Here is a 19,642-nt window from a genome sequence, read left to right as displayed (position 1 = left end):
CCACCCCGTGCCCCCAGAAGGAGGTCGACGAAGACCGATGCCGAACATCGTCGTACTCATCAAGCAGGTTCCCGACACCTGGTCCGAGCGCAAGCTCAGCGATGGTGACTACACCCTCGACCGCGAGGCCGCCGACGCCGTCCTCGACGAGATCAACGAGCGCGCGGTCGAAGAGGCGCTGCTGATCAAGGAGGCGCAGGGCGGCGAGGTGACCGTGCTCACCGCCGGTCCGGACCGGGCCACCGAGGCCATCCGCAAGGCTCTCTCCATGGGCGCCGACAAGGCCATCCACATCAACGACCCGGCCATCCACGGCTCGGACGCGGTGCAGACCTCGTACGTGCTCGCCGCGGCGCTCGGCCAGATCGAGGGCGTGGAGCTGGTCATCTCCGGCAACGAGGCCACCGACGGCCGGATGGGCGCCATCCCGGCGATCATCGCCGAGTACCTCGGCCTGCCGCAGCTCACCCACCTCCGCAAGCTCACCGTCGACGGCGACAAGGTCACCGGCGAGCGGGAGACCGACGAGGGCGTGTTCAAGCTGGAGGCGAACCTGCCCGCCATCGTCAGCGTGAACGAGAAGATCAACGAGCCGCGCTTCCCCTCCTTCAAGGGCATCATGGCCGCGAAGAAGAAGGAAGTGCAGACCTTCACCCTCGCCGACCTGGGCGTCGAGGCGGACACGGTCGGCGTGGCGAACGCGGGCAGCACGGTCACCGCGGCCACCCCGAAGCCGCCGCGCACCGCGGGCGAGAAGGTCACCGACGAGGGCGACGGCGGCACCAAGGTCGCCAAGTACCTGGTCGGTCAGAAGATCATCTGACCCGGGTCACCCCACACGGACTTTTTCAGGAGAGAGAAGACATGGCTGAAGTACTCGTGCTGGTCGAGCACGCCGAGGGTGCCCCGAAGAAGGTCACCTCCGAACTGATCACCGCCGCCCGCGCGCTGGGCGAGCCCGCCGCCGTCGTGGTCGCCGCCCCCGGCACCGCCGACAAGCTGGCCGACGCGCTGACCCAGGCCGGTGCCGAGAAGATCTACGTCGCCGAGTCCGACGACGCCGACGGCTTCCTGGTCACCCCCAAGGTCGACGTGCTCGCCGCGCTCTCGGAGTCGGCCTCGCCCGCCGCGATCATCGCCGCCGCCAGCGCCGAGGGCAAGGAGGTGACCGGTCGGCTCGCCGCCAGGATCGGCTCCGGGCTGCTCTGCGACGTGGTCGCGGTGAACTCCGACGGCTCCGCGGTGCACTCCATCTTCGGTGGCGCCTTCACCGTCGACGCCAAGGCCACCGGTGACGTGCCGGTGATCTCGGTGCGCCCCGGCGCCATCGAGGCGGCTCCGCAGGCCGGTGCCGGTGAGAAGGTCACCGTCGAGGTGCCCGCGCAGGAAGAGGGCGTCGTCAAGATCACCTCGCGCGATCCCATCGAGGGCGGCGACCGCCCGGAGCTCACCGAGGCGAGCATCGTCGTCTCCGGTGGCCGCGGCGTCGGCTCGGCCGAGAAGTTCTCCGTGGTGGAGGAGCTGGCCGACTCGCTCGGTGCCGCCGTCGGCGCCTCCCGCGCCGCCGTCGACTCCGGCTACTACCCGGGCCAGTTCCAGGTCGGCCAGACCGGCAAGACGGTCTCCCCGCAGCTGTACGTCGCGCTCGGCATCTCCGGCGCGATCCAGCACCGTGCGGGCATGCAGACCTCGAAGACCATCGTCGCCGTCAACAAGGACGAAGAGGCGCCGATCTTCGAGATCGCCGACTACGGCATCGTGGGCGACCTGTTCAATGTCGCGCCGCAGCTCACCGATGAGGTGAAGAAGCACAAGGGGTAGATCTTCCGCCCCTGGGGAGGCCCGGTTCCGTATGGAGCCGGGCCTCCCGGCCGTTGGGGGTGTCTGCCGGTTCGGCTCGCCCTGCCCGGCGTGCCCGCCCTGCCCGCCCTGCCTGGCGTGCCCGGCCTGCCTGGCGTGCCCGGCCTGCCTAGCGTGGCCGCCCTGCCTAGCGTGCCCGCCCTATCCGTCCTGCCCGGTGTGTCAGCTGGCCGGGCGTGGCAGGGCGCCGGACGAGGCGGCCACGCGCCGTCGGCCGCAGATAATCGGTTGCCGGGGCGGGCGGATGCGCGCAAGGTGCGGGGATGACCTCGGCTCTACCGCTCGATGTGGTGCGGAACGTGCGGGAAATCTTCGGGGCGCGGGGGGAGCGGTGGCTGGGGGAGCTGCCGGGGGTGGTCCGGGAGCGGTGCGCGGCGTGGGGGCTGGAGCAGGTGGGGGCGCCGATGGCGGGTGGGACGCACTCGTGGGTAGCGCCGGTGCGGCGTGCCGACGGCTCGCTCGCGGTGCTGAAGATTCCGGTGCGCGACCCGGAGAATGCCGGGGAGGCGGCCGGGCTGCGCTGGTACGACGGGGGCGGGGCGGTCCGGTTGTACGGGTCCGACCCGGGTTCGGGTGCGCTGCTGCTGGAGTACGCGCGGCCGGGGACGCCGCTGCTACCGCAGCCCGGGACTCCGCTGGAGGGGTTGCCGGAGCACGCCGGGAAGGTTCGGCTCGCGTGTGACCTGCTCCGGCGGCTGCGCCGCGCGCCAGGAGAGCTACCCGAGGGTTACCCACCGCCGCCGACGGTGGCCGACGTGGTGGCCGAGTGGTCGGCCTGGCTGAGCGGACCCGACGCCTCCGTCCTCGACCCGGCACTGCGCTCCCTCGCCCGCGACCGCTGCGCGGAACTGGCCGAGCCGGACGGCCCGCTCCTGGTGGTCAACCGCGACAACCACCTCGGCAATATCGTCGCCGCCGAGCGCGAACCGTGGCTCCTCATCGACCCCAAGCCCTACCTCGGCGAAGCCGCCTTCGACGCGGGCTTCCTCGTCCTCATCCAGGTGGCGAGCGCGCCGGGCGCCGAGCAGGCGCGCCGCGTCACCGCGCTGACCGCCGACGCGCTCGGCGTCGACCGGCACCGCGCCCGCGCGTGGGCCTTCCTGCGCGCCGTCGAGGAGGTCGCCTGGGCGGTCGAAGACGACCGTCCAGCCGACCGCGATCTCCATCTGGTCATCGCCGCCGCTCTGCGCTGACAGCGCCGCCCGCCCTTGGCGCCGGCCATCGCCGCGCTCACCGGCCCGCTCGCTACCCCGGATGCTCGGCCCGACGCGGGCGTTCACGCGCTGTGCAGCGCCGCCAGCAGGGTCGTGAGCACCGGCGACTGCCGCGCCTCGGCGCGGATCACGGCGTTCACCGGCACCCGCAGCCGGTGATCGGCGAGCTCGACGGTGGCGATCCCGTCGGTCGGGCTGTGCGCGTAGAGCACCGTCCACGCATCGGGGTGGTTGATCAACTCCATGGTGGCGGTGTGATCCGCGGGAATCGGCGGCCCGTAGGTGGGCCCGACCGGCAGGTCGGCGAAGGCCGAGCGAATCACGGTGTGCAGCAGCACCTGTTCCGACTCCGGGGGAAGCAGCAGCGGGAAGTCGCTCAGCTCGCGCAGCGTCACATTGGTGCGCCACGCCAGCGGATGCGCGGGCGCCACCGCCAGCATCAGCTCCTCGACCCACAGCTGCTCCACCGCGAGCCCAGGCTGGTCGACCGAGCCGCGGACCAGCGCCAGATCGCAGTCGCCGTCCGCGACCGCCGAGATCCGCTGCCGGAACGGTTTGATCACGAACTCGATCTCCGCCCCCGGGTGCGCCTCCCTCGCCCCGGCGATGGCGGAGAGCGAACGGGTGGCGAACGACATGTTCGCCGCCAGCCGGATCCGGCTGCCGGTGGTCCGCACCGCCGCCCGGATCGCCGACTCCAGGCTCAGCATCTGCTTGGCCAGCGGCAGCAGCCGGGTGGTGGCATCCGTCGGCACCACGGCGCGGGTGGTCCGCTCGAAGAGCTGGACGGAGAGGTCGCGCTCCAGCCGGGCGATCTGGTGGCTGATGGCCGACTGCGAGATGAAGCAGCGCGCGGCGGCGCGGCTGAAGCTCAGCTCCTCGCAGACGGCGACGAAGTATGCCAGCTGACGCAGCTCCACGCAAAGTCCCCTATTCATGAGCGAGTCAGATAAGAGTCATCACCATTATGCGCTCCAACGGGTGAAATATCTCCGATATGAATGACGGTTAGTAATGAGAGAAGGAAACGAACACTGCACCTGGTGAGGGGACACCGATCATGGAACAGCCGTTGGCCGACACCACACCCGTCCTGGCCGGCGGGGCGGACACCACTCCGCTCGGTACCGAGAACGTCGAACACGCCGACGTCGTCATCGTCGGCTCGGGCTTCGGCGGCCTGGCCGCCGCCAAGCGGCTCGCCAGGGCGGGCATCAACTTCGTGCTGATCTCCAGCACCAGGGAGCACCTCTTCCAGCCGCTGCTGTACCAGGTCGCCACCGGTGTGCTGGAGTCCGGCGAGATCGCCCCGCCCATCGCCTCGGTGCTGCGCAGGCACGAGGAGGCCGATGTCAGGCACGGCACCGTCGTCGCCGTCGACCCGGCCACCGCAGTGCTCACCTACGCCACCCCGAACGGCATCCAGCGCAGGCTCCGCTACGGCTCGCTGATCGCGGCCACCGGCGCCAGCCAGTCCTACTTCGGCCGCGACGACTTCGCGGAGAAGACGTTCTCGCTCAAGACCATCGACGACGCCAAGGCGCTGCGCGCGCAGATCGAGCGGGTCTTCTCGGAGGCGAAGCACGCCGATGCCGAGACCGCGCGCAGGCTGCTCAGCTTCGTCGTGGTCGGCGCGGGCGCGACCGGCGTCGAGGTCGCGGGCCAGCTGAAGGAGCTCGCCAAGCGCCATTACCACCAGGAGATCTCGGTGACCCTGGTCGAGGGCGCGGGCGCGGTGCTCCCGCCGTTCGGCGGCGGGCTCTCGGAGTACGCGAAGGAGTCGCTGGCAGGCGGCGGCGTCGAGGTGCTGCTCGGCACCTTCGTCACCGACATCGAGCACGGCTCGGTCACCGTCAAGGACAAGTCGGGCGCCGAGCGCACGCTGCCCGCCGAGACCGTGGTCTGGTCGGCGGGCGTGCAGGCGGGCGGCTTCGCGACGGTGCTGGCCGCGGCCACCGGCGTCGCCACCGACCGCGCGGGCAGGCTCCTGGTGAACCCGGACCTGACCGTCGGCGGCTACGCCGACATCTACGCCATCGGCGACATGACCTCGCTGAACGGCTACCCCGGCCAGTCGCCGGTCGCCATGCAGGAGGGCAGGCACGTCGCCGACATCATCACCAGGCGCAAGCAGCCCGGCACCGCGTTCCACTACTGGGACAAGGGCAGCATGGCGGTGATCAGCCGGTTCAGCGCCGTGGTGAAGCTCAACGAGCGCATCACCTTCCGCGGCTTCATCGCCTGGTTCATGTGGCTCGCGGTGCACCTCATGTACCTGGTCGGCTTCCGGAACCGGTTCGCCGCCGTGGTCTCCTGGCTGGTCGCCTTCATCGGCACCGGCCGCCCCGGTTTCGACGAGGTCGAGCCGGAGGAGATCGCCGCGCTGGAACGGGAACGGCTGGCTGCCTGACCGTCTCGACCGATCGCGCCGTCCCCCTCGGGCGGCGCGATCGTCGCATTTCGGGCGCCCGGCATCGGGGGTCACACCGGTGGAAGAACCCGTGCCGACGACCCGGTGAACAGCTGGTGTGACCAATATCTCGTTAACCGAACGGGCACGCGCCTGACACCACGCGGACGCCGCAGGGCAGTTTCCGGGTGCGTTCATCGGGTACATGAGTATCTCGTCCGTGTTGACAGCCCCGGCTCGACCGACGGACGCGGGGGTGGAAAGAGCCCGCTACGCCCTGGTCGTCTCGTCCGACGCCGAGCACCGCGAGGCCGCGCAGCGGCTGCGCTACCGCGTGTTCGCCGACGAGCCCGGCTTCACCATCCCCGACACCGGCACCGGCCTCGACGCCGACCGCTTCGACGAATTCTGCGACCACCTGCTGGTCCGCGACGAAGCGAGCGGCGAGTACGTCGGCTGCTACCGCATGCTCCCGCCGGACAAGGCCGCGGCCGCGGGCGGCTACTACACCGCCACCGAATTCGACCTGAGCGCACTCGACCCGCACGGCAACCGGATCGTCGAGATGGGCCGCGCCTGCGTGCTGCCCGAGCACCGCAACGGCTCGGTCGTCACGCTCATGTGGGCGGGAATCCTGCACTACATCCAGCTCACCGGGCACGAATGGGTCATGGGCTGCGTCTCGGTTCCCATGCGGGACAAGCCGGAGGACGCCGCCGGGGTGAACGTGCGCGGCGTGCGCGACCTGGTCATGGCGAAGCACGCGAGCGAGCGCCGGGTCCGGCCGTACAACCCGGTCGTGGTCGACGGTCGCGCGCTCGACGAACTCCCCGCCCCCCGCCGCCCCAAGCTCCCGCCGCTGATGAGCGGCTACCTCCGCCTCGGCGCGGAGGTCTGCGGCGAGCCCGCGCACGACCCGGACTTCGCCGTCGCCGACTTCGTCGTGATGCTCGGCCTCTCCACCATCAACACCCGCTACCTGAATCGGCTGCAGGACGCAGCCGCCGGCTTCGGAGGCTGATCGCTCATGGTGACCGAGATCTTCGCCGCGCCCCAGGGTGCCGCTGTGCACTCCTGGATGCCCGCCAGTCCGTGCGGGGTCGGGTGCATCGACGAGGGCGACCGGGTCGGCCGTGTCCGGGTGGCGGCCAGGGTCGCCGGGGTCGCCGGGTTGCTGCTCAGCTTCCCCGTGGTGAACGGCCTGACCCCCGCGAGCCGCCGGGAGCCGCTGCACCGCGGCTACGCCCGCGCCATGCTGAGCGTCCTCGGCATCCGGCTCTCGGTGATCGACAACCGCGATGCCCCGCAGCCGACCCTCGACGCGCTGGCACCGGTCTCCGCGATCGACCCCAACGCCGACCTCGCGCCGGACCGGAACGCCGCACACCCCGGCGCCGGCGCCGAATCCAGTCGAGCCGCGAAGCGGACGCGATATGCCGAACCCGGAAAAGGCGCCCTGATCATCGCAGGCCACGTCAGCTGGTCCGACGTCCTCGTGCTGGCAGCAGTCCAGCCTCTCGGCTTCGTCGCCCGAGCCGACATGCTCGAATGGCCCCTGCTGGGCAAGCTCGCCGTCCGCATGCGCGTCATCCCCATCGAACGCGAGAGCCTTCGCAAGCTCCCCGACGTGGTGACGCAGCTCCGCGACCGCCTGCTGGCGGGCGACCGCGTAGCCGCCTTCCCCGAGGGCACCACCTGGTGCGGCCGCGCCTACGGCACCCTGCGCCCCGCCCTCTTCCAGGCCGCCATCGACGCGAACACCCCGGTCCAGCCGATCCGCCTCGCCTACCGCCACAGCACGGGCGGCACATGCACCGTCCCCGCCTTCATCGGCGACGACAGCTTCACCACCTCCGCCGCCCGCGTCCTCCGCGCCCGCGGCATGGTCGCCGAGGTCATCCTGGAACCGCGCGAACAGCCCGGCGACGACCGCCGCGACCTGGCCCGCCGCGTCGAGCGCGCCGTCCGCGGCGCAGGCAGCTCCACCCACGGCAGCTGGATCGAAGCGGGCACCACCCGCGTCCAGGACCCGGATCTCGACGCCGCCGAGCCGGAGGTGCGCCGCCCGCGCCGCCTGCTGCCCGGCCGCCGCAAGGCCGCCGCTACCCGCTAGGGAGCATTCATCGCGTCCCGCACACTCGTTTCCTGGTTCCCCAGGAAGCGAGGTGCGGGCCGCGTGATCATGGCGATCGCCGCCTTACTCGCCGCCAACTGGTCCCGCACGTAGCACTTCCACCAGATCCCATTGCGCGGCTGATCGTTGTCCGCCACCCCCTCGGTCGCGATCCCCGCCGTGCGGCACAGCGCGATGGTGCGCGGCATGCTGAAGTCCTGCGTCACCACGATCGCGCTCGTCACCCCGAAGATCTCCTTCGCCCGCACGCAGGACTGATACGTGTCGAACCCCGCGTAGTCCAGCGCCACCTTCCGCTCCGGCACCCCCGTGCGCACCAGGTAGTCCCGCATCACCGTCGGCTCGTCGTGCTCGGGCGTGCTGTTGTCCCCGGTCACCAGCACCGCCTTCACCTTCCCCGCAGCCAGCAGCTCGCGCCCGATCTCCAGCCGCGCCGCCAGATACGGCGAAGGCTCCCCGACCTTCTCGTAGATCTGCGCCCCGAACACGATCGCCACGTCCGCAGCGGGCACGGAGGCCACCGTGTGGTCCGTCCCGGCGCCGCGCCACCGCACCCAGCCGACCGCGCTCGCCGCCACCACCGCGACCGCCAGTGTCGAAATCGCTCCCACGCGCACCAGCGTCCGCGGCCGCAGCCACCGTCGCCGTGCGTCCCCTCGTTCCGTCATGGGACCAGTCTGCCGTCCCTGTCTGTCCCCCGACAGTTCGCGCGAGATGCGCCGGTCATGGCATAGCTGTCGGGCAGCTCATCCGCGCAGGTCGCCTCGCCGCCTCGAATCGATCGAGGGTTCGACCTTCCCGAGGGAAGGAGAACGGCGGGGTCGCGCGCGTGCTGAGTCGCGAATTCGGCGCCGCGGGCCGAGCGCTGTTGTATTACCACCGGTTACAGGAAGATTGGGGCATTTTTGGGCTCGGCGGTGCACCCGCTAATCTGCACCGGTGACGCCCACAAATTGCCGAAAAACCAGAGAAATCCGAGCGGTCGTATTCGACTGGAGAGGCACTCTCGTCTCAGAGCTCGACCCGAAGGGCTGGGTTGCGGAAGCATTGCGCCGTGCCGGACGCAGCTCCGATCGCGACGCCGTCACCGAGGTTCTCGCGGCGATCCACACACCCGAATTGAAGCAGCGCCTGCAGTCGCCGCACGGTAATACCAGCACCGAACGCCACCGCGAGACCTTCTACGGGGTGTTCGAGGACGCCAACCTCGACAGCGAGGTAGCGGACGCGCTCTGGGATATCGATTCCGACCCCTCCTACAACCATTTCGCCGACGACACCGCATCGACTTTCGACGCTCTCCGCGCCAACGATTGCAAAATCGGAATACTCAGCAACATCCACTTCGACATCCGCCCGCTGTTCGCCGAAGCCGGCCTGCTCGACCGCGTCGAAACCTTCGTCATGTCCTTCCAGTGCGGCCTGCAGAAGCCCGATCCCCGCATCTTCCTGCGAGCCCTCACCGACCTCGGCACCTCCGCCGAGGAAACCCTGATGGTGGGTGACCGGCCGTCCCGCGACGGAGCTGCCGTCGATGTCGGCATGCGCACCCTGCTCGTTCCGACCCTGCGCGACCCGCGGGACTGCCGCCTGGATCTCGTCACGGCCGCGGTTCGGCCGGTCGAGCAGCCCGAACTAGCGGGTTCCGCAGCCCACTAGGGGAGTCCGCGAGAAGGTCACTGGCGCATTGCCCGTTCGATCGCGCCGAGCCCGCTGTCCACGGCGCTCGGTCTGCCCCGACGGCACAGCTCGTCGACCAGGTCGCGCACCATCGGGTGGTTGTAGACGTAGTGCGGGGCGAGGCGGATCGCCAGGGTCAATTCCTCCACCGCGGCGGCATCGTGTTTGAGCTGACCGTAGGCACGGGCCATCTCGATGCGATGCCGGGTGTGTCGTTCCTTCGAACTCAAGTTCGTCACATCGATAGCGGCGTGGCGTTGCACCGCAATGTGAGGCTGGTGCAACGCGACGGCGATTTCCGCAGCGTGTATTCCGCAATTGCTCGGGCCGAATACTGTTTGGAAGTCGTTGCGGTCAACGCCGAGCCGCGCGGCGGCGTCCTCCGCTTCGCGCAGGTGCATCCACGCCGCCGCCGCATCCAGGCGACGCGCCGATGCGACGGCACAGCGCAGATGCAGCGCGCCCCAGAGCGAGAGAACCTGAGGGCTCGGCGTAGCCAACTGCTCCTGCAGCCCGAGCAGTGCCGCTTCGGCAACGGCGAAGGCCTCGTCCACCGACCCGGTGTGCAGCAGTACGCCGCAGCGGTCCCAAGCCGAACAGGCGCTCATGAGCGGATCGCCGAGTCGGGCGGCGGCGGTGGCCGCGTTCTCGACCGCGGTCCAGGCCAAGTCGTGGTATCCGAGCTGGTTGAGGACGGTTCTGGCGACGTGCGAGGTCTCGATCAGCAGGACGTCGACGGCATCGCGCTCCCGGCCCGAACTCAGCAGGGTTCCGGTGTTCAGAGACTCCGTCAGGTCGGGCAGTTGACGCATCACCTCGAGCAGATTGGCGGCTTGCCTGCGCCGCGTTATGCGGTCGACGTCCACGCGCAACTCCGTCAGTAGCGACGGTGGCGCGACCGGACGCAGGCCGGGGTGACCCGCGAGGCTGAGGCCGGTTCTCCTGAGCGCGGCGCGCAGTGCGGGGATGGCGCTGTGCCCGGTGTCTTTGCCGATCTCCAACGGAATCCCCAACAGCCACGCCGCGTCGACCTCGAGCACGTCAGCGAGCCGTTCGATGACCGAGTGTTTGACCAGTTTCAGGCGCCCGGCCTCGATGCCCCGCATCCACGACTCGGACCTGTCGACCAACCCGGCGAGGGTGGCCTGACTCATTTCTCTGCTTCGCCGCGATCGCCGTATCCGCGAGCCGATGGATAGTGCGGCGCTGTCGCTGTCAGCCACCCTCTCGAGTGTATTGCGGACAGCGGGACAAACCGTCAGTTCTTTGACGGTGCACAGGATTCGCGGTTGCCACCATGTGAGCACGCGGGCCGGCGACAGCTTGCCCGCAATGGATCCGCTGGTGAATGCGGAATGGAAGGAAAGGCTCCGATCATGACAATAGATCCGCCTCCGGTGGACGAGAACTCTCGGTCGCTGCCGCCGCCCGGACCGCGGGGCCCGATGCATCCGGTCGTCGTACTCGTGGTGGCTACCGGCGCAGCGGTCGGCGCGGGCCTACTCGGCGGCTGGGATTTCGCGGGGACCGTGTTCGCCGCCGTGCTCACCGCCCTCGCACCCCGGAACGGCTCGGAGCGATAAGCGGTCGCTGTGCCGCGACCGTAGCAGCTGTGACCGCGGACTCCAGCGCGGCAGCGCGCAGCGGGGAATAACGCGCGGAGCCGGGCCGCTATCCTTTGATGGTCATGATGTCGGCTTGCCCTGGCACCCCGCGCGCGGTGCCCAAGACGGTCTACCTCGATCACGCGGCAACGACACCGATGTATCCCGCCGCCCTCGAGGCGATGACCGCTGCCCTCGGCCGGGTCGGTAACGCCTCCTCCCTGCACGGGTCGGGGCGGGCGGCGCGCAGGATGCTGGAGGAGGCGCGGGAGTCGATCGCGGCGGATCTGGGCGCCCGGCCGTCCGAGGTGATCTTCACCTCGGGGGGGACCGAGAGCGACAATCTGGCGATCAAGGGCATCTTCTGGGCGCGGCGGGATGCCGAGCCCAAGCGGCGGCGGATCCTGGTCGGAGCGACCGAGCACCATGCGGTGCTGGACGTGGTGGAGTGGCTGGAGCGGCACGAGGGTGCCGAGGTCACCTGGCTGGCGGCGGACGGCGAGGGGTTCGTGACGCCCGCGGTGCTGCGGGCGGCGCTGGAGGCGCACGGTGACGAGGTCGCGCTGGTCACGCTCATGTGGGCGAACAACGAGGTGGGGACGATCGCGCCGGTCGCGGAGCTGACGGCGGTGGCGCGGGAGTTCGGCGTGCCCATGCACAGCGATGCGGTGCAGGCGGCGGCGCAGCTGCCGATCGACACCGGGGCAGCGGGGCTGGCGGCGGCGAGTTTCGCGGGGCACAAGGTGGGCGGGCCGCACGGGGTCGGGGTGCTGCTGCTGGGCAGGCAGGTGCCGTGTGTTCCGCTACTGCACGGTGGCGGGCACGAGCGGGATCTGCGGTCGGGGACGTCGGATATCCCGGGTGCGGTGGGGCTGGCGGCGGCGCTGCGGCAGACCGCGGAGGAGCTGCCCGCCCGGACCAAGGAGCTGCGGACGCTGCGGGACGCCCTGATCGAGGGGGTGCGGGCGGTCGACCCCGAGGCGGTGCTGAACGGCCCGGCCGGGGAGCTGCGGCTGCCGGGGAATGCGCACTTCACCTTCCCGGGCTGTGAGGGCGATTCGCTGCTCATGCTGCTGGACGCCGCCGGGATCGAGTGCTCGACCGGTTCGGCCTGCACGGCGGGGGTGGCGGGGCCGAGCCACGTGCTGGTGGCGATGGGGGTCGAGCCGTGGCAGGCGCGCTGCTCGCTGCGCTTCTCGCTGGGGCACACCTCCACCGACGACGATGTGCAGACGCTGCTCACGGTGCTGCCGGGAGTGGTGGAGCGGGCCAGGGCGGCCGGGCTCACGAGCGCGAAGGGAGCGTACTGATGCGGGTTCTCGCCGCGATGAGCGGCGGTGTCGACTCCGCGGTGGCGGCGGCGCGGGCCGTCGACGCCGGGCACGACGTGGTGGGGGTGCACCTGGCGCTGTCGGCCACCCCGGGCACGCTGCGCACGGGGTCGCGGGGCTGCTGCTCGAAGGAGGACGCCGGGGATGCGCGGCGGGCCGCCGATGTGCTCGGGATTCCGTTCTACGTGTGGGATTTCGCGGACCGGTTCAAGGAGGACGTGATCGATGACTTCGTCGCCTCCTACGCCGCGGGTGAGACGCCGAATCCGTGTCTGCGCTGCAATGAGAAGATCAAGTTCTCGGCCCTGGCGGATCGGGCGGTCGCGCTCGGGTTCGACGCCGTGGCCACCGGGCACTACGCGCGGCTCGAGGACGGGGTGCTGCGCCGCGCCGTCGATGCGGACAAGGATCAGTCGTACGTGCTCGCGGTGCTGACCGCCGAGCAGTTGAGCCGGGCCATGTTCCCGGTGGGGGATACGCCGAAGTCGGAGATCCGCGCCGAGGCCGCCGCGCGGGGGCTCGCTGTCGCGGACAAGCCGGACAGTCACGACATCTGCTTCATTCCGTCCGGGGACACCAGAGCGTTTCTCGGGGCGAAGATCGGGATTCGGCCGGGTGCGGTGGTGGATGCCGACGGGCGCAAGCTGGCCGAGCACGAGGGGGTGCACGGGTTCACCATCGGGCAGCGCAAGGGGCTCGGGTTGCCGGGGCCGGGGCCGGATGGGAAGCCGCGGTACGTGACCGGGATCGATCCGGACTCGGGCGAGGTCCGGGTGGGGTCGGCCGAGGAGCTGCAGGTGTGGACGGTGCGCGCCGAGCGGGCGATCTGGACCTCCGGTGCCGCGCCGGAGAGCGCCATCGACTGCGTGGTGCAGGTGCGGGCGCACGGTGGGCTGGCGCCCGCGGTGGCGGAGGCCACCGACGGCGGGTTGACCGTGCGGTTGCGGGAGCCGTTGACCGGGGTGGCGCGGGGGCAGGCCGCGGTGCTGTACCGGCCGGACAGCGCCGGGGACGAGGTCATCGGCAGCGGGACCATCGCGGGGACCGACAGCGCCGTGCCGCTGGCCGACGCGCGGTGAGCGCCGGGGTCGAGGCCGCGCTGCGCGGCGGGATCGCGACGGGGGTCGGGTCGTGGCCGGGGACGGATCCGCGAGAGGCCGCGGCGACCGTGGTGGGGGAGTTGCCGGGGCTGGCGCATCTGGTGGAGTTGCCCGGGCGCGGGGTCGGGGCCGATCTGGTCGGGCGCGGGTGTGCGCTGCTGGTGGATCTGCCGTTCGACAGTACGACCCGCGGATACCGGTTCGCGGCGCGGGCGGGTGGGGTCGCGCGGCAGGCGCGGGATCTGTTGCGGACCGATCTGGACGCGCTCGAGGAGGCGTGGGAGAAAGCGGGGGCGCCCGGGAGCGGGCGGGTGGTGAAGGTGCAGGCCGCTGGCGTACTGACCTTGGCTGCCGAGGTCGAGCTCGGGCACGGGCATCGGGTGCTCACCGATTCCGGTGCGCGGCGTGATCTCGCGGAATCGCTGGCCGAGGGGCTGGCACGGCATGTGGCCGAGGTAGGGAAGCGGCTGAATGCGCCGGTTGTGCTGCAACTCGACGAGCCGCTCGCCGGGGCGGTGCTGGAGGGGTCGCTGCGCGGAGTGAGTGTGCTGGACACGGTGCGGTCGCTGCCCGAGCCCGAGGCGCTCGACCTGCTCGATACCGTGATTCGGGCGCAGTCCGTGCCCGTGGTGGTGCACAGCTGTGCTGAGCCGCCGCCGCTTTCGCTCTTCCGTTCCAGTGCGGCCGGTGCGCTCGCTATCGACGTGGGGGTATTGCGTACCGCTGATCTGGACGGTGTCGGCGAGACGCTGGATGCCGGGAAGATGCTGGTTCTCGGGTTGGTGCCGAGCACGGCGCCCGCTGGGAAGCCGGGGTGGCGGGAGCTTGCCGAGCCCGGGGTTCGGCTGGTGGATCGGCTCGGGTTTCCGCGGCGGACGCTGGCCGAGCGGGTGCTGGTGAGTCCGGCCTGTGGGCTGGCGGGGGCGACTCCCGAGTGGGCGCGGCGGGCGCTGGATCTCACCGCGGATATTGCACGCGCCTATACCGAGGAACCGGAGACGCTCGGCGCGGAGTAGGTCCGCGGACGTGTATGTCGCCTGCTTCGCGCTCGACTGGTTTCCGCGTTGCGATCGGTCGGAGTTCGCCTGAGCGCTGGGCCGGGTCCCCGGCGCCGACCTACGCGCACTGCGCCGACGTGCGGCGATCCGTCCCGGATAGGTCATACCCCTGGACTATCGTGCCAATTGTGACCGAACCCGAGGCCCCCGCTCCGGCCACGGCCGAGGAGCAGCGCGCGTGGCAGCAGCTCGCGGACGAGGTGCGTGAGCACCAGTTCCGCTACTACGTGCGGGATGCGCCGATCGTCTCCGACGGCGAGTTCGACACGCTGCTGCGCCGCCTCCAACAGATGGAGGACGAGCACCCGGACCTGCGGACGCCGGATTCGCCGACGCAGCTGGTCGGCGGGGGTTTCGCGACCGACTTCACGCCGGTGGACCACCTGGAGCGGATGCTCTCGCTGGACAATGTCTTCGACCTGGACGAGCTGCGCGCCTGGGCGACCAGGGTGGAGGCGGAGACCGGGCCGGACCTGCACTACCTGTGCGAGGTGAAGATCGATGGCGTCGCGCTGAACCTGGTCTATCGGAACGGGAAGCTGGAGCGCGGCGCCACCAGGGGGGACGGGCGGACCGGCGAGGACGTCACGCTGAACGCGCGAACCATCTCCGACATCCCGACCGAGCTCGCGCCGAGCGACGACCACCCGATTCCGGAGCTGCTCGAGGTGCGCGGCGAGGTCTACCTGCGGCTCGAGGACTTCGAGGTGCTCAATGCCGCCATCGTCGCCGACGGCAAGCCGCCGTACGCGAACCCGCGCAACACCGCGGCCGGTTCGCTCCGGCAGAAGGACCCGGCGGTCACCGCCCGGCGCAGGCTGCGGATGATCTGCCACGGCTTCGGGCGGATCCGCGGATACGCGCCCGCCTCGCAGTCCGAGGCGTACGACGCGCTGGCCGCCTGGGGGCTGCCGGTCTCCCCGCACACCAGGCGGGTGCGCGGCATCGACGCGGTGATCGAGCGGGTCGCCTACTGGGGCGAGCACCGGCACGATATCGAGCACGAGCTGGACGGCCAGGTGATCAAGGTGGACGAAGTCGCGCTGCAGCGCAGGCTCGGCTCCACCTCGCGCGCGCCGCGCTGGGCCATCGCCTTCAAGTACCCGCCGGAGGAGGCGACGACCACGCTGCTCGACATCAAGGTGAATGTCGGGCGCACCGGGCGGGTGACGCCGTTCGCGGTGATGGCGCCGGTGTCGGTCGCGGGGTCGACGGTCTCCATGGCGACGCTGCACAATGCCGCCGAGGTGGTGCGGAAGGGGGTGCTCATCGGCGACACCGTCACCATCCGCAAGGCAGGTGACGTGATTCCCGAGGTACTGGGTCCGGTGGTTGACGCGCGGCCCGCGGACGCCCGCGCCTTCGAGATGCCGACGCACTGTCCGGAGTGCGGCACGCCGCTGGCTCCGGAGCGGGAGGGCGACGCCGACATCCGCTGCCCGAACACCCGCTCCTGCCCGGCCCAGCTGCGCGAGCGGGTGTTCCACGTGGCCGGGCGCGGCGCCTTCGACATCGAGGCGCTCGGCTACGAGGCCGCCATCGAGCTGTTGCGCTCCGGCGCCATCACCGACGAGGGTGACCTCTTCGACCTGGACGAGCGGCGGCTGCTCGGCACCGCGCTCTTCGTGAACAAGAACGGTAGCCTCTCGGCGAACGGCAGGCGGCTGCTGGCGAACCTGGACGCGGCCAAGGACCGGCCGCTCTGGCGGGTGCTGGTCGCGCTCTCCATCCGGCACGTCGGGCCCACCGCGGCGCGGGCGCTGGCCGCCGAGTTCGGCGAGATGGCGCGGATCGAGGCCGCGACGCTCGAGCAGCTCGCCGCCGCCGACGGCGTCGGCCCGACCATCGCGGCGGCGGTGGCCGAGTGGTTCACCGTGGACTGGCACTGCGCGATCGTCGAGAAGTGGCGCGCCGCCGGGGTCAGGATGGCGGACGAGCGGGATGCCGGGATCGAGCGGAACCTGACCGGGCTGTCGATCGTGGTCACCGGCTCGCTCGCCGGTTTCTCCCGGGACGAGGCCAGGGAGGCGATCCTGGCGCGCGGCGGCAAGGCGGCGGGGTCGGTGTCGAAGAAGACGGCGTTCGTCGTGGTCGGCGAGGCGCCGGGGAGCAAGGCCGCGAAGGCCGAGGAGCTCGGGGTGCCGATCCTGGACGAGGCGGGGTTCCGCACCCTGCTCGCGGAAGGGCCGGACGCGGTCCGCCCCGCCGAGGCGGAGGAGCCGCTCAGCGCACCGTGACGACGGCGCCGGTGGTGCCCTTCGGGTCGAACTTGGCGCAGTGGTTGTTGCTCAGCTCCACGGTGCGGCGCAGCTTCTTCCGCTCGCTCTGCACCTCGACGACGACATTCGAGCCGCTGTTCGAGCAGACCTTCACCACGGCGGGGCTCAGGCCGTAGGTGACGCTGCCGGACTGGCAGGTGTAGGTGGTGTCGTGGAAGAAGATGCGGGCGTTGCCCTCCCCGCACTCGAAATCGGCCGCGGCCTCCGGAGCGGCGAGCACCAGCCCGAGCGCGACGGCGGCGACCGCGCAGCCACCACCGGCGGCGAGCCGCACCGGGAGCGAGGCGGGCTGCGGCTCGGCCACGGCGGTGACGGCAGTGTGCTGGTTCATGGGCGACCACCTGTTCGCAACGGTCGGGCAGGGCGGGCCACGGGCGCGGCATCGGCGTGGATGCGCACCGGCCGTGGCAGCAGGGATGCTACCCCGCCCGGCTCCCGCCCGCCGGGTGCAGGCTGCGACGATAGCCGGATGCTGCGCAGTTTCCGGGTGACGAACCACAGGTCGCTGGCCGATCCGCAGGAGCTGCGGCCCGCCCGCGGCAGCGGCTCGGTCGCGGTGCCGGTCACCAGGATCACCGGGGCGCCCGCCGCCGGGAAGTCGAACCTGCTGGACGCGCTGGACCGCATGCGGGACGCGGTGCTGCACTCGGTGACCGGCTGGGACCCCTACGCCGGGCCGCCGCGCACCCCGCACCCGAGCTTCCCGGAGCGGCCCACCGAGTTCGTCGCCGGCTTCGTCGCCGAGGGCGTGCCGTACAGCTACGGCTTCCGGCTCACCGACGCCGACGTCGCGGCCGAGTGGCTGCACACGCACCCGCGCGGGCGGAAGCGGATCGTCTTCGAGCGCGCGGGCGAGCAGGTGCGGATCGGGCCGACCTTCGAGGCGGCGCGGTTCGGGCTCGGCGCGGTGGTGCCGCTGGTCCGGCCGAACGCGCTGCTGCTCGCGCTGGCCGGGCAGCTGGACGCCGAGGCGCTGGTGCCCGCCTACCGCTGGTTCGCCGCGCTGCTCGAGGTGCAGCGCGGCCCGCTCGACCCGGACGCGGTCGCGCTGCGGCTCGGCGGCTACCTCTCCCGGTCCCCGCGCGGCGCGCTCCGGCTGCTGGAGCTGACCGGGGAGGCCGGGCTCGGCATCACCGACCTGCTGCTCCCCGAGCCGGACCCGCGCTACGCCGACTACCTCGCCGAACTCGACCGCGACCTGGCGGGCGGCGCCGAGCAGCTCGAGCTGTGCGCCACCCGCCCCGGCCACGCCGAGCTGCTGCTCCGGCAGCACGGGCTCACCGAGACCGCGCTGGCCAGGGAGCTCACCGCGCTGCGCGGGGCGCGGGACGCGCTCTTCGCCCGGATGGCGGCGCGCTCCGGCCCCGGTGTCCGGCTCGCGCACGCCGGGATCGCGACCCCGTTCGAGCTCGCCGACGAGCCCGCCTCGGTGCTGGCGCTGCTGCGGCTGCTCCCCGCCGTGCTCGACGCGCTCGACACCGGCCGGGTGCTCGCCGTCGACGACCTCGACGCGGCGCTCCCCGCCGCCACCGCCCAGCGCCTGATCGGGCTCTTCCGTGCCCCGGAGACCAATTCCCGTGGTGCCCAGTTGATCTTCACCGGCCGGGAGCCGCTCGCGGGCGGTGGCGGCTGGACCGTCCGCCGCACCGAACACGGCACCAGCGAGCTCGCTGCCGACTGAACGCCCGGAATGCCCGGTACGGTGGGGGCGTGCTGGAGTTCGCGATGCTGCTGATCATGGCGTCCACCCTGATCGCGCTGGTGGTGCTGTACCGGCGCGGGCGCAAGGGCATGCCCGTCGCCGAGCCGGAGCACGGCTCGCTGTACATCACGGGGGTGAGCCCGCGACCGGAGGCCTTCGGCGAGCAGTTCGTCACGGTGACGGGGAATCTCACCGGCCCCGGCGTGGCGGCGACGCAGGTTTACCAGCGGCTGGTCTGGGATGGCGACCACTGGCCCGCCATCGGCGACACGCTGCCGGTGATCTACCCGGCCGGTAAACCGGACCGCTGGCAGATCGTCCGGCCGGGCTAGAACCCGCCCGGCCTGCCCCCGAGACAGGGCCTAGAGCACCCCGGCGACGATCCCGGCCAGGTAGCCGAGCCTGGCCACCTCGGAGGGGCGGAAGTCGGGGCCGCCGGGGCGGCCGAGCAGCAGCGCGCGGCCGTGGTGGCCGAGCGGCGCGGCGGCCAGCTTGGTGTCCATGTCGCGCCAGATCTCCGGCACCCACTCGGATTCCGGGTCGAGCACGATCGGCTTGTCCAGCGGCAGCCACGGCGCCGAGCCGGCCTGGGTCTGCGGCGCGCTCTGGCTGCCGACCACCCGGTACGCGCCCTGCAGCCCGGTGTCGATGATGGTGCTCCAGCCGACCCGCAGCACCCGGGGGACGCCGTCCACGAGCACCTGCAGCCGGTCGTCGCGGGCATTGGCGACCTGGTCGATGAGCTCGAGCTCGCGGTGCGTGTCGAGCAGGCCGGAGTAGGGGCGGATCGAGTCAACGATGACGTCGCCGATCGATTCGGCGGCGGTGATCAGGGTGTCCGGGAGCGCATTGGGCGGAACGTCGACCACGAGGTCGTCGACGGCGAACCCGGCACCGCGCTCGACCACGTCCAGCGAGATGATGTCGGCCCCGACCGATCCCAATGCCAGCGCGAGTGCACCGAGGCTTCCCGGGCGATCCGGAAGTTGCACGCGGAGCAGGTAAGACACGCGCGTTCCTTTCCTTGGTAGCCGAGGCTCTGGACGGATACCCGGGTCACGCAATACTTACACCCGGAAGGCGCGGTTATCGACCCGAACTCGGCGCAGTGACGTACGCCACAGTCGATTTCGCGCGGGTGCCCCCTGGCAGCCGGGGCGGCGCAGCCTGCGGAACCGTGCGGACTAGGCTGGACGGGTCTTCTCGCCCCCGGTGCAGGTTGCCGGGGACGACCTGCTCGAACCCACCATCACCGACGCCGAAAGGGGTC

General features: G+C 71.4%; 18 protein-coding genes. 13 read left to right on the top strand and 5 right to left on the bottom strand.

Going from position 1 to position 19,642, the window contains the following annotated elements:
- Positions 1–37 precede the first annotated feature (37 nt).
- From ACFUUZ_RS10365 to ACFUUZ_RS10355, 3 genes are all read left to right on the top strand, one after another.
- Positions 38–823 carry an electron transfer flavoprotein subunit beta/FixA family protein gene (locus tag ACFUUZ_RS10365; RefSeq protein ID WP_357028583.1) on the top strand — a complete coding sequence of 262 codons (786 nt, stop codon included), beginning with the start codon at positions 38–40 and terminating at the stop codon, positions 821–823.
- Positions 824–864: 41 nt separating this feature from the next.
- Entirely contained in the window at positions 865–1,821 is a 957-nt protein-coding gene (locus tag ACFUUZ_RS10360; protein ID WP_378694598.1) for an electron transfer flavoprotein subunit alpha/FixB family protein, read from the top strand.
- A 302-nt stretch (positions 1,822–2,123) separates the two neighbouring features.
- Positions 2,124–3,053 carry an aminoglycoside phosphotransferase family protein gene (locus ACFUUZ_RS10355; protein ID WP_378694596.1) on the top strand — a complete coding sequence of 310 codons (930 nt, stop codon included), beginning with the start codon at positions 2,124–2,126 and terminating at the stop codon, positions 3,051–3,053.
- A gap of 83 nt (positions 3,054–3,136) precedes the next feature.
- Here the strand turns inward: ACFUUZ_RS10355 and ACFUUZ_RS10350 are convergent, their stop codons facing one another.
- On the bottom strand, positions 3,137–3,994 hold the full coding sequence (locus tag ACFUUZ_RS10350) for a LysR family transcriptional regulator (RefSeq protein ID WP_378694594.1): 858 nt from the start codon (positions 3,992–3,994) through the stop codon (positions 3,137–3,139).
- Between the two features lie 140 nt (positions 3,995–4,134).
- Here ACFUUZ_RS10350 and ACFUUZ_RS10345 point away from each other — a divergent pair, with 140 nt between their 5' ends.
- The 3 genes from ACFUUZ_RS10345 to ACFUUZ_RS10335 all read left to right on the top strand — a co-directional run bounded on the left by ACFUUZ_RS10345 (position 4,135) and on the right by ACFUUZ_RS10335 (position 7,597).
- Complete coding sequence (locus tag ACFUUZ_RS10345) at positions 4,135–5,484, top strand: NAD(P)/FAD-dependent oxidoreductase (RefSeq protein ID WP_378694592.1); 1,350 nt, start codon at positions 4,135–4,137, stop codon at positions 5,482–5,484.
- A 205-nt stretch (positions 5,485–5,689) separates the two neighbouring features.
- Entirely contained in the window at positions 5,690–6,505 is an 816-nt protein-coding gene (locus tag ACFUUZ_RS10340) for a GNAT family N-acetyltransferase (protein ID WP_378694591.1), read from the top strand.
- 6 nt (positions 6,506–6,511) lie between these two features.
- Positions 6,512–7,597, top strand: a complete 1,086-nt coding sequence (locus tag ACFUUZ_RS10335; protein ID WP_378694590.1) for a lysophospholipid acyltransferase family protein — start codon at positions 6,512–6,514, stop codon at positions 7,595–7,597.
- On the opposite strand, the gene ACFUUZ_RS10330 is transcribed toward ACFUUZ_RS10335, so the two are convergent.
- Positions 7,594–8,229, bottom strand: a complete 636-nt coding sequence (locus tag ACFUUZ_RS10330; protein WP_378694588.1) for a vancomycin high temperature exclusion protein — start codon at positions 8,227–8,229, stop codon at positions 7,594–7,596. The genes ACFUUZ_RS10335 and ACFUUZ_RS10330 overlap by 4 nt on opposite strands.
- A 328-nt stretch (positions 8,230–8,557) precedes the next feature.
- Here ACFUUZ_RS10330 and ACFUUZ_RS10325 point away from each other — a divergent pair, with 328 nt between their 5' ends.
- Positions 8,558–9,277 (top strand): HAD family hydrolase, encoded by a 720-nt coding sequence (locus ACFUUZ_RS10325; protein WP_378694586.1) that lies wholly within the window; start codon positions 8,558–8,560, stop codon positions 9,275–9,277.
- A 17-nt stretch (positions 9,278–9,294) separates the two neighbouring features.
- Here ACFUUZ_RS10325 and ACFUUZ_RS10320 read toward each other — a convergent pair whose 3' ends face one another.
- Complete coding sequence (locus tag ACFUUZ_RS10320) at positions 9,295–10,521, bottom strand: helix-turn-helix domain-containing protein (RefSeq protein WP_378694584.1); 1,227 nt, start codon at positions 10,519–10,521, stop codon at positions 9,295–9,297.
- 464 nt (positions 10,522–10,985) lie between these two features.
- Here ACFUUZ_RS10320 and ACFUUZ_RS10315 point away from each other — a divergent pair, with 464 nt between their 5' ends.
- From ACFUUZ_RS10315 to ligA, 4 genes are all read left to right on the top strand, one after another.
- The gene (locus ACFUUZ_RS10315) at positions 10,986–12,212 is read left to right on the top strand and encodes a cysteine desulfurase family protein (RefSeq protein WP_378694582.1); all 1,227 of its coding nucleotides are present in this window, start codon (positions 10,986–10,988) and stop codon (positions 12,210–12,212) included.
- Positions 12,212–13,312, top strand: a complete 1,101-nt coding sequence (mnmA, locus tag ACFUUZ_RS10310; protein WP_378694580.1) for a tRNA 2-thiouridine(34) synthase MnmA — start codon at positions 12,212–12,214, stop codon at positions 13,310–13,312. Before ACFUUZ_RS10315 ends, mnmA begins: the two co-directional genes overlap by 1 nt.
- Positions 13,309–14,349: a methionine synthase gene (locus ACFUUZ_RS10305; protein ID WP_378694578.1), complete on the top strand. Its 1,041-nt coding sequence runs from the start codon at positions 13,309–13,311 to the stop codon at positions 14,347–14,349. The genes mnmA and ACFUUZ_RS10305 overlap by 4 nt, the downstream gene beginning before the upstream one ends.
- A gap of 170 nt (positions 14,350–14,519) precedes the next feature.
- Complete coding sequence (gene ligA, locus ACFUUZ_RS10300) at positions 14,520–16,628, top strand: NAD-dependent DNA ligase LigA (protein WP_378694576.1); 2,109 nt, start codon at positions 14,520–14,522, stop codon at positions 16,626–16,628.
- Here ligA and ACFUUZ_RS10295 read toward each other — a convergent pair.
- On the bottom strand, positions 16,615–17,001 hold the full coding sequence (locus ACFUUZ_RS10295) for a hypothetical protein (protein WP_378694575.1): 387 nt from the start codon (positions 16,999–17,001) through the stop codon (positions 16,615–16,617). The genes ligA and ACFUUZ_RS10295 overlap by 14 nt on opposite strands.
- Positions 17,002–17,139: 138 nt before the next feature.
- Here ACFUUZ_RS10295 and ACFUUZ_RS10290 point away from each other — a divergent pair, with 138 nt between their 5' ends.
- Together ACFUUZ_RS10290 and ACFUUZ_RS10285 are read left to right on the top strand one after the other, a co-directional pair.
- Positions 17,140–18,351 carry an ATP/GTP-binding protein gene (locus ACFUUZ_RS10290; RefSeq protein WP_378694573.1) on the top strand — a complete coding sequence of 404 codons (1,212 nt, stop codon included), beginning with the start codon at positions 17,140–17,142 and terminating at the stop codon, positions 18,349–18,351.
- A gap of 29 nt (positions 18,352–18,380) precedes the next feature.
- On the top strand, positions 18,381–18,704 hold the full coding sequence (locus tag ACFUUZ_RS10285) for a hypothetical protein (protein ID WP_378694571.1): 324 nt from the start codon (positions 18,381–18,383) through the stop codon (positions 18,702–18,704).
- 30 nt (positions 18,705–18,734) lie between these two features.
- Here the strand turns inward: ACFUUZ_RS10285 and ACFUUZ_RS10280 are convergent, their stop codons facing one another.
- Entirely contained in the window at positions 18,735–19,382 is a 648-nt protein-coding gene (locus ACFUUZ_RS10280; RefSeq protein ID WP_378694569.1) for an amino acid-binding protein, read from the bottom strand.
- Positions 19,383–19,642: the final 260 nt, after the last annotated feature.

The organism is Nocardia sp. NPDC057353, assembly GCF_042667085.1.
Taxonomy (GTDB): domain Bacteria; phylum Actinomycetota; class Actinomycetes; order Mycobacteriales; family Mycobacteriaceae; genus Nocardia.
This window is presented reverse-complemented; position numbering and strand designations above follow the sequence as displayed.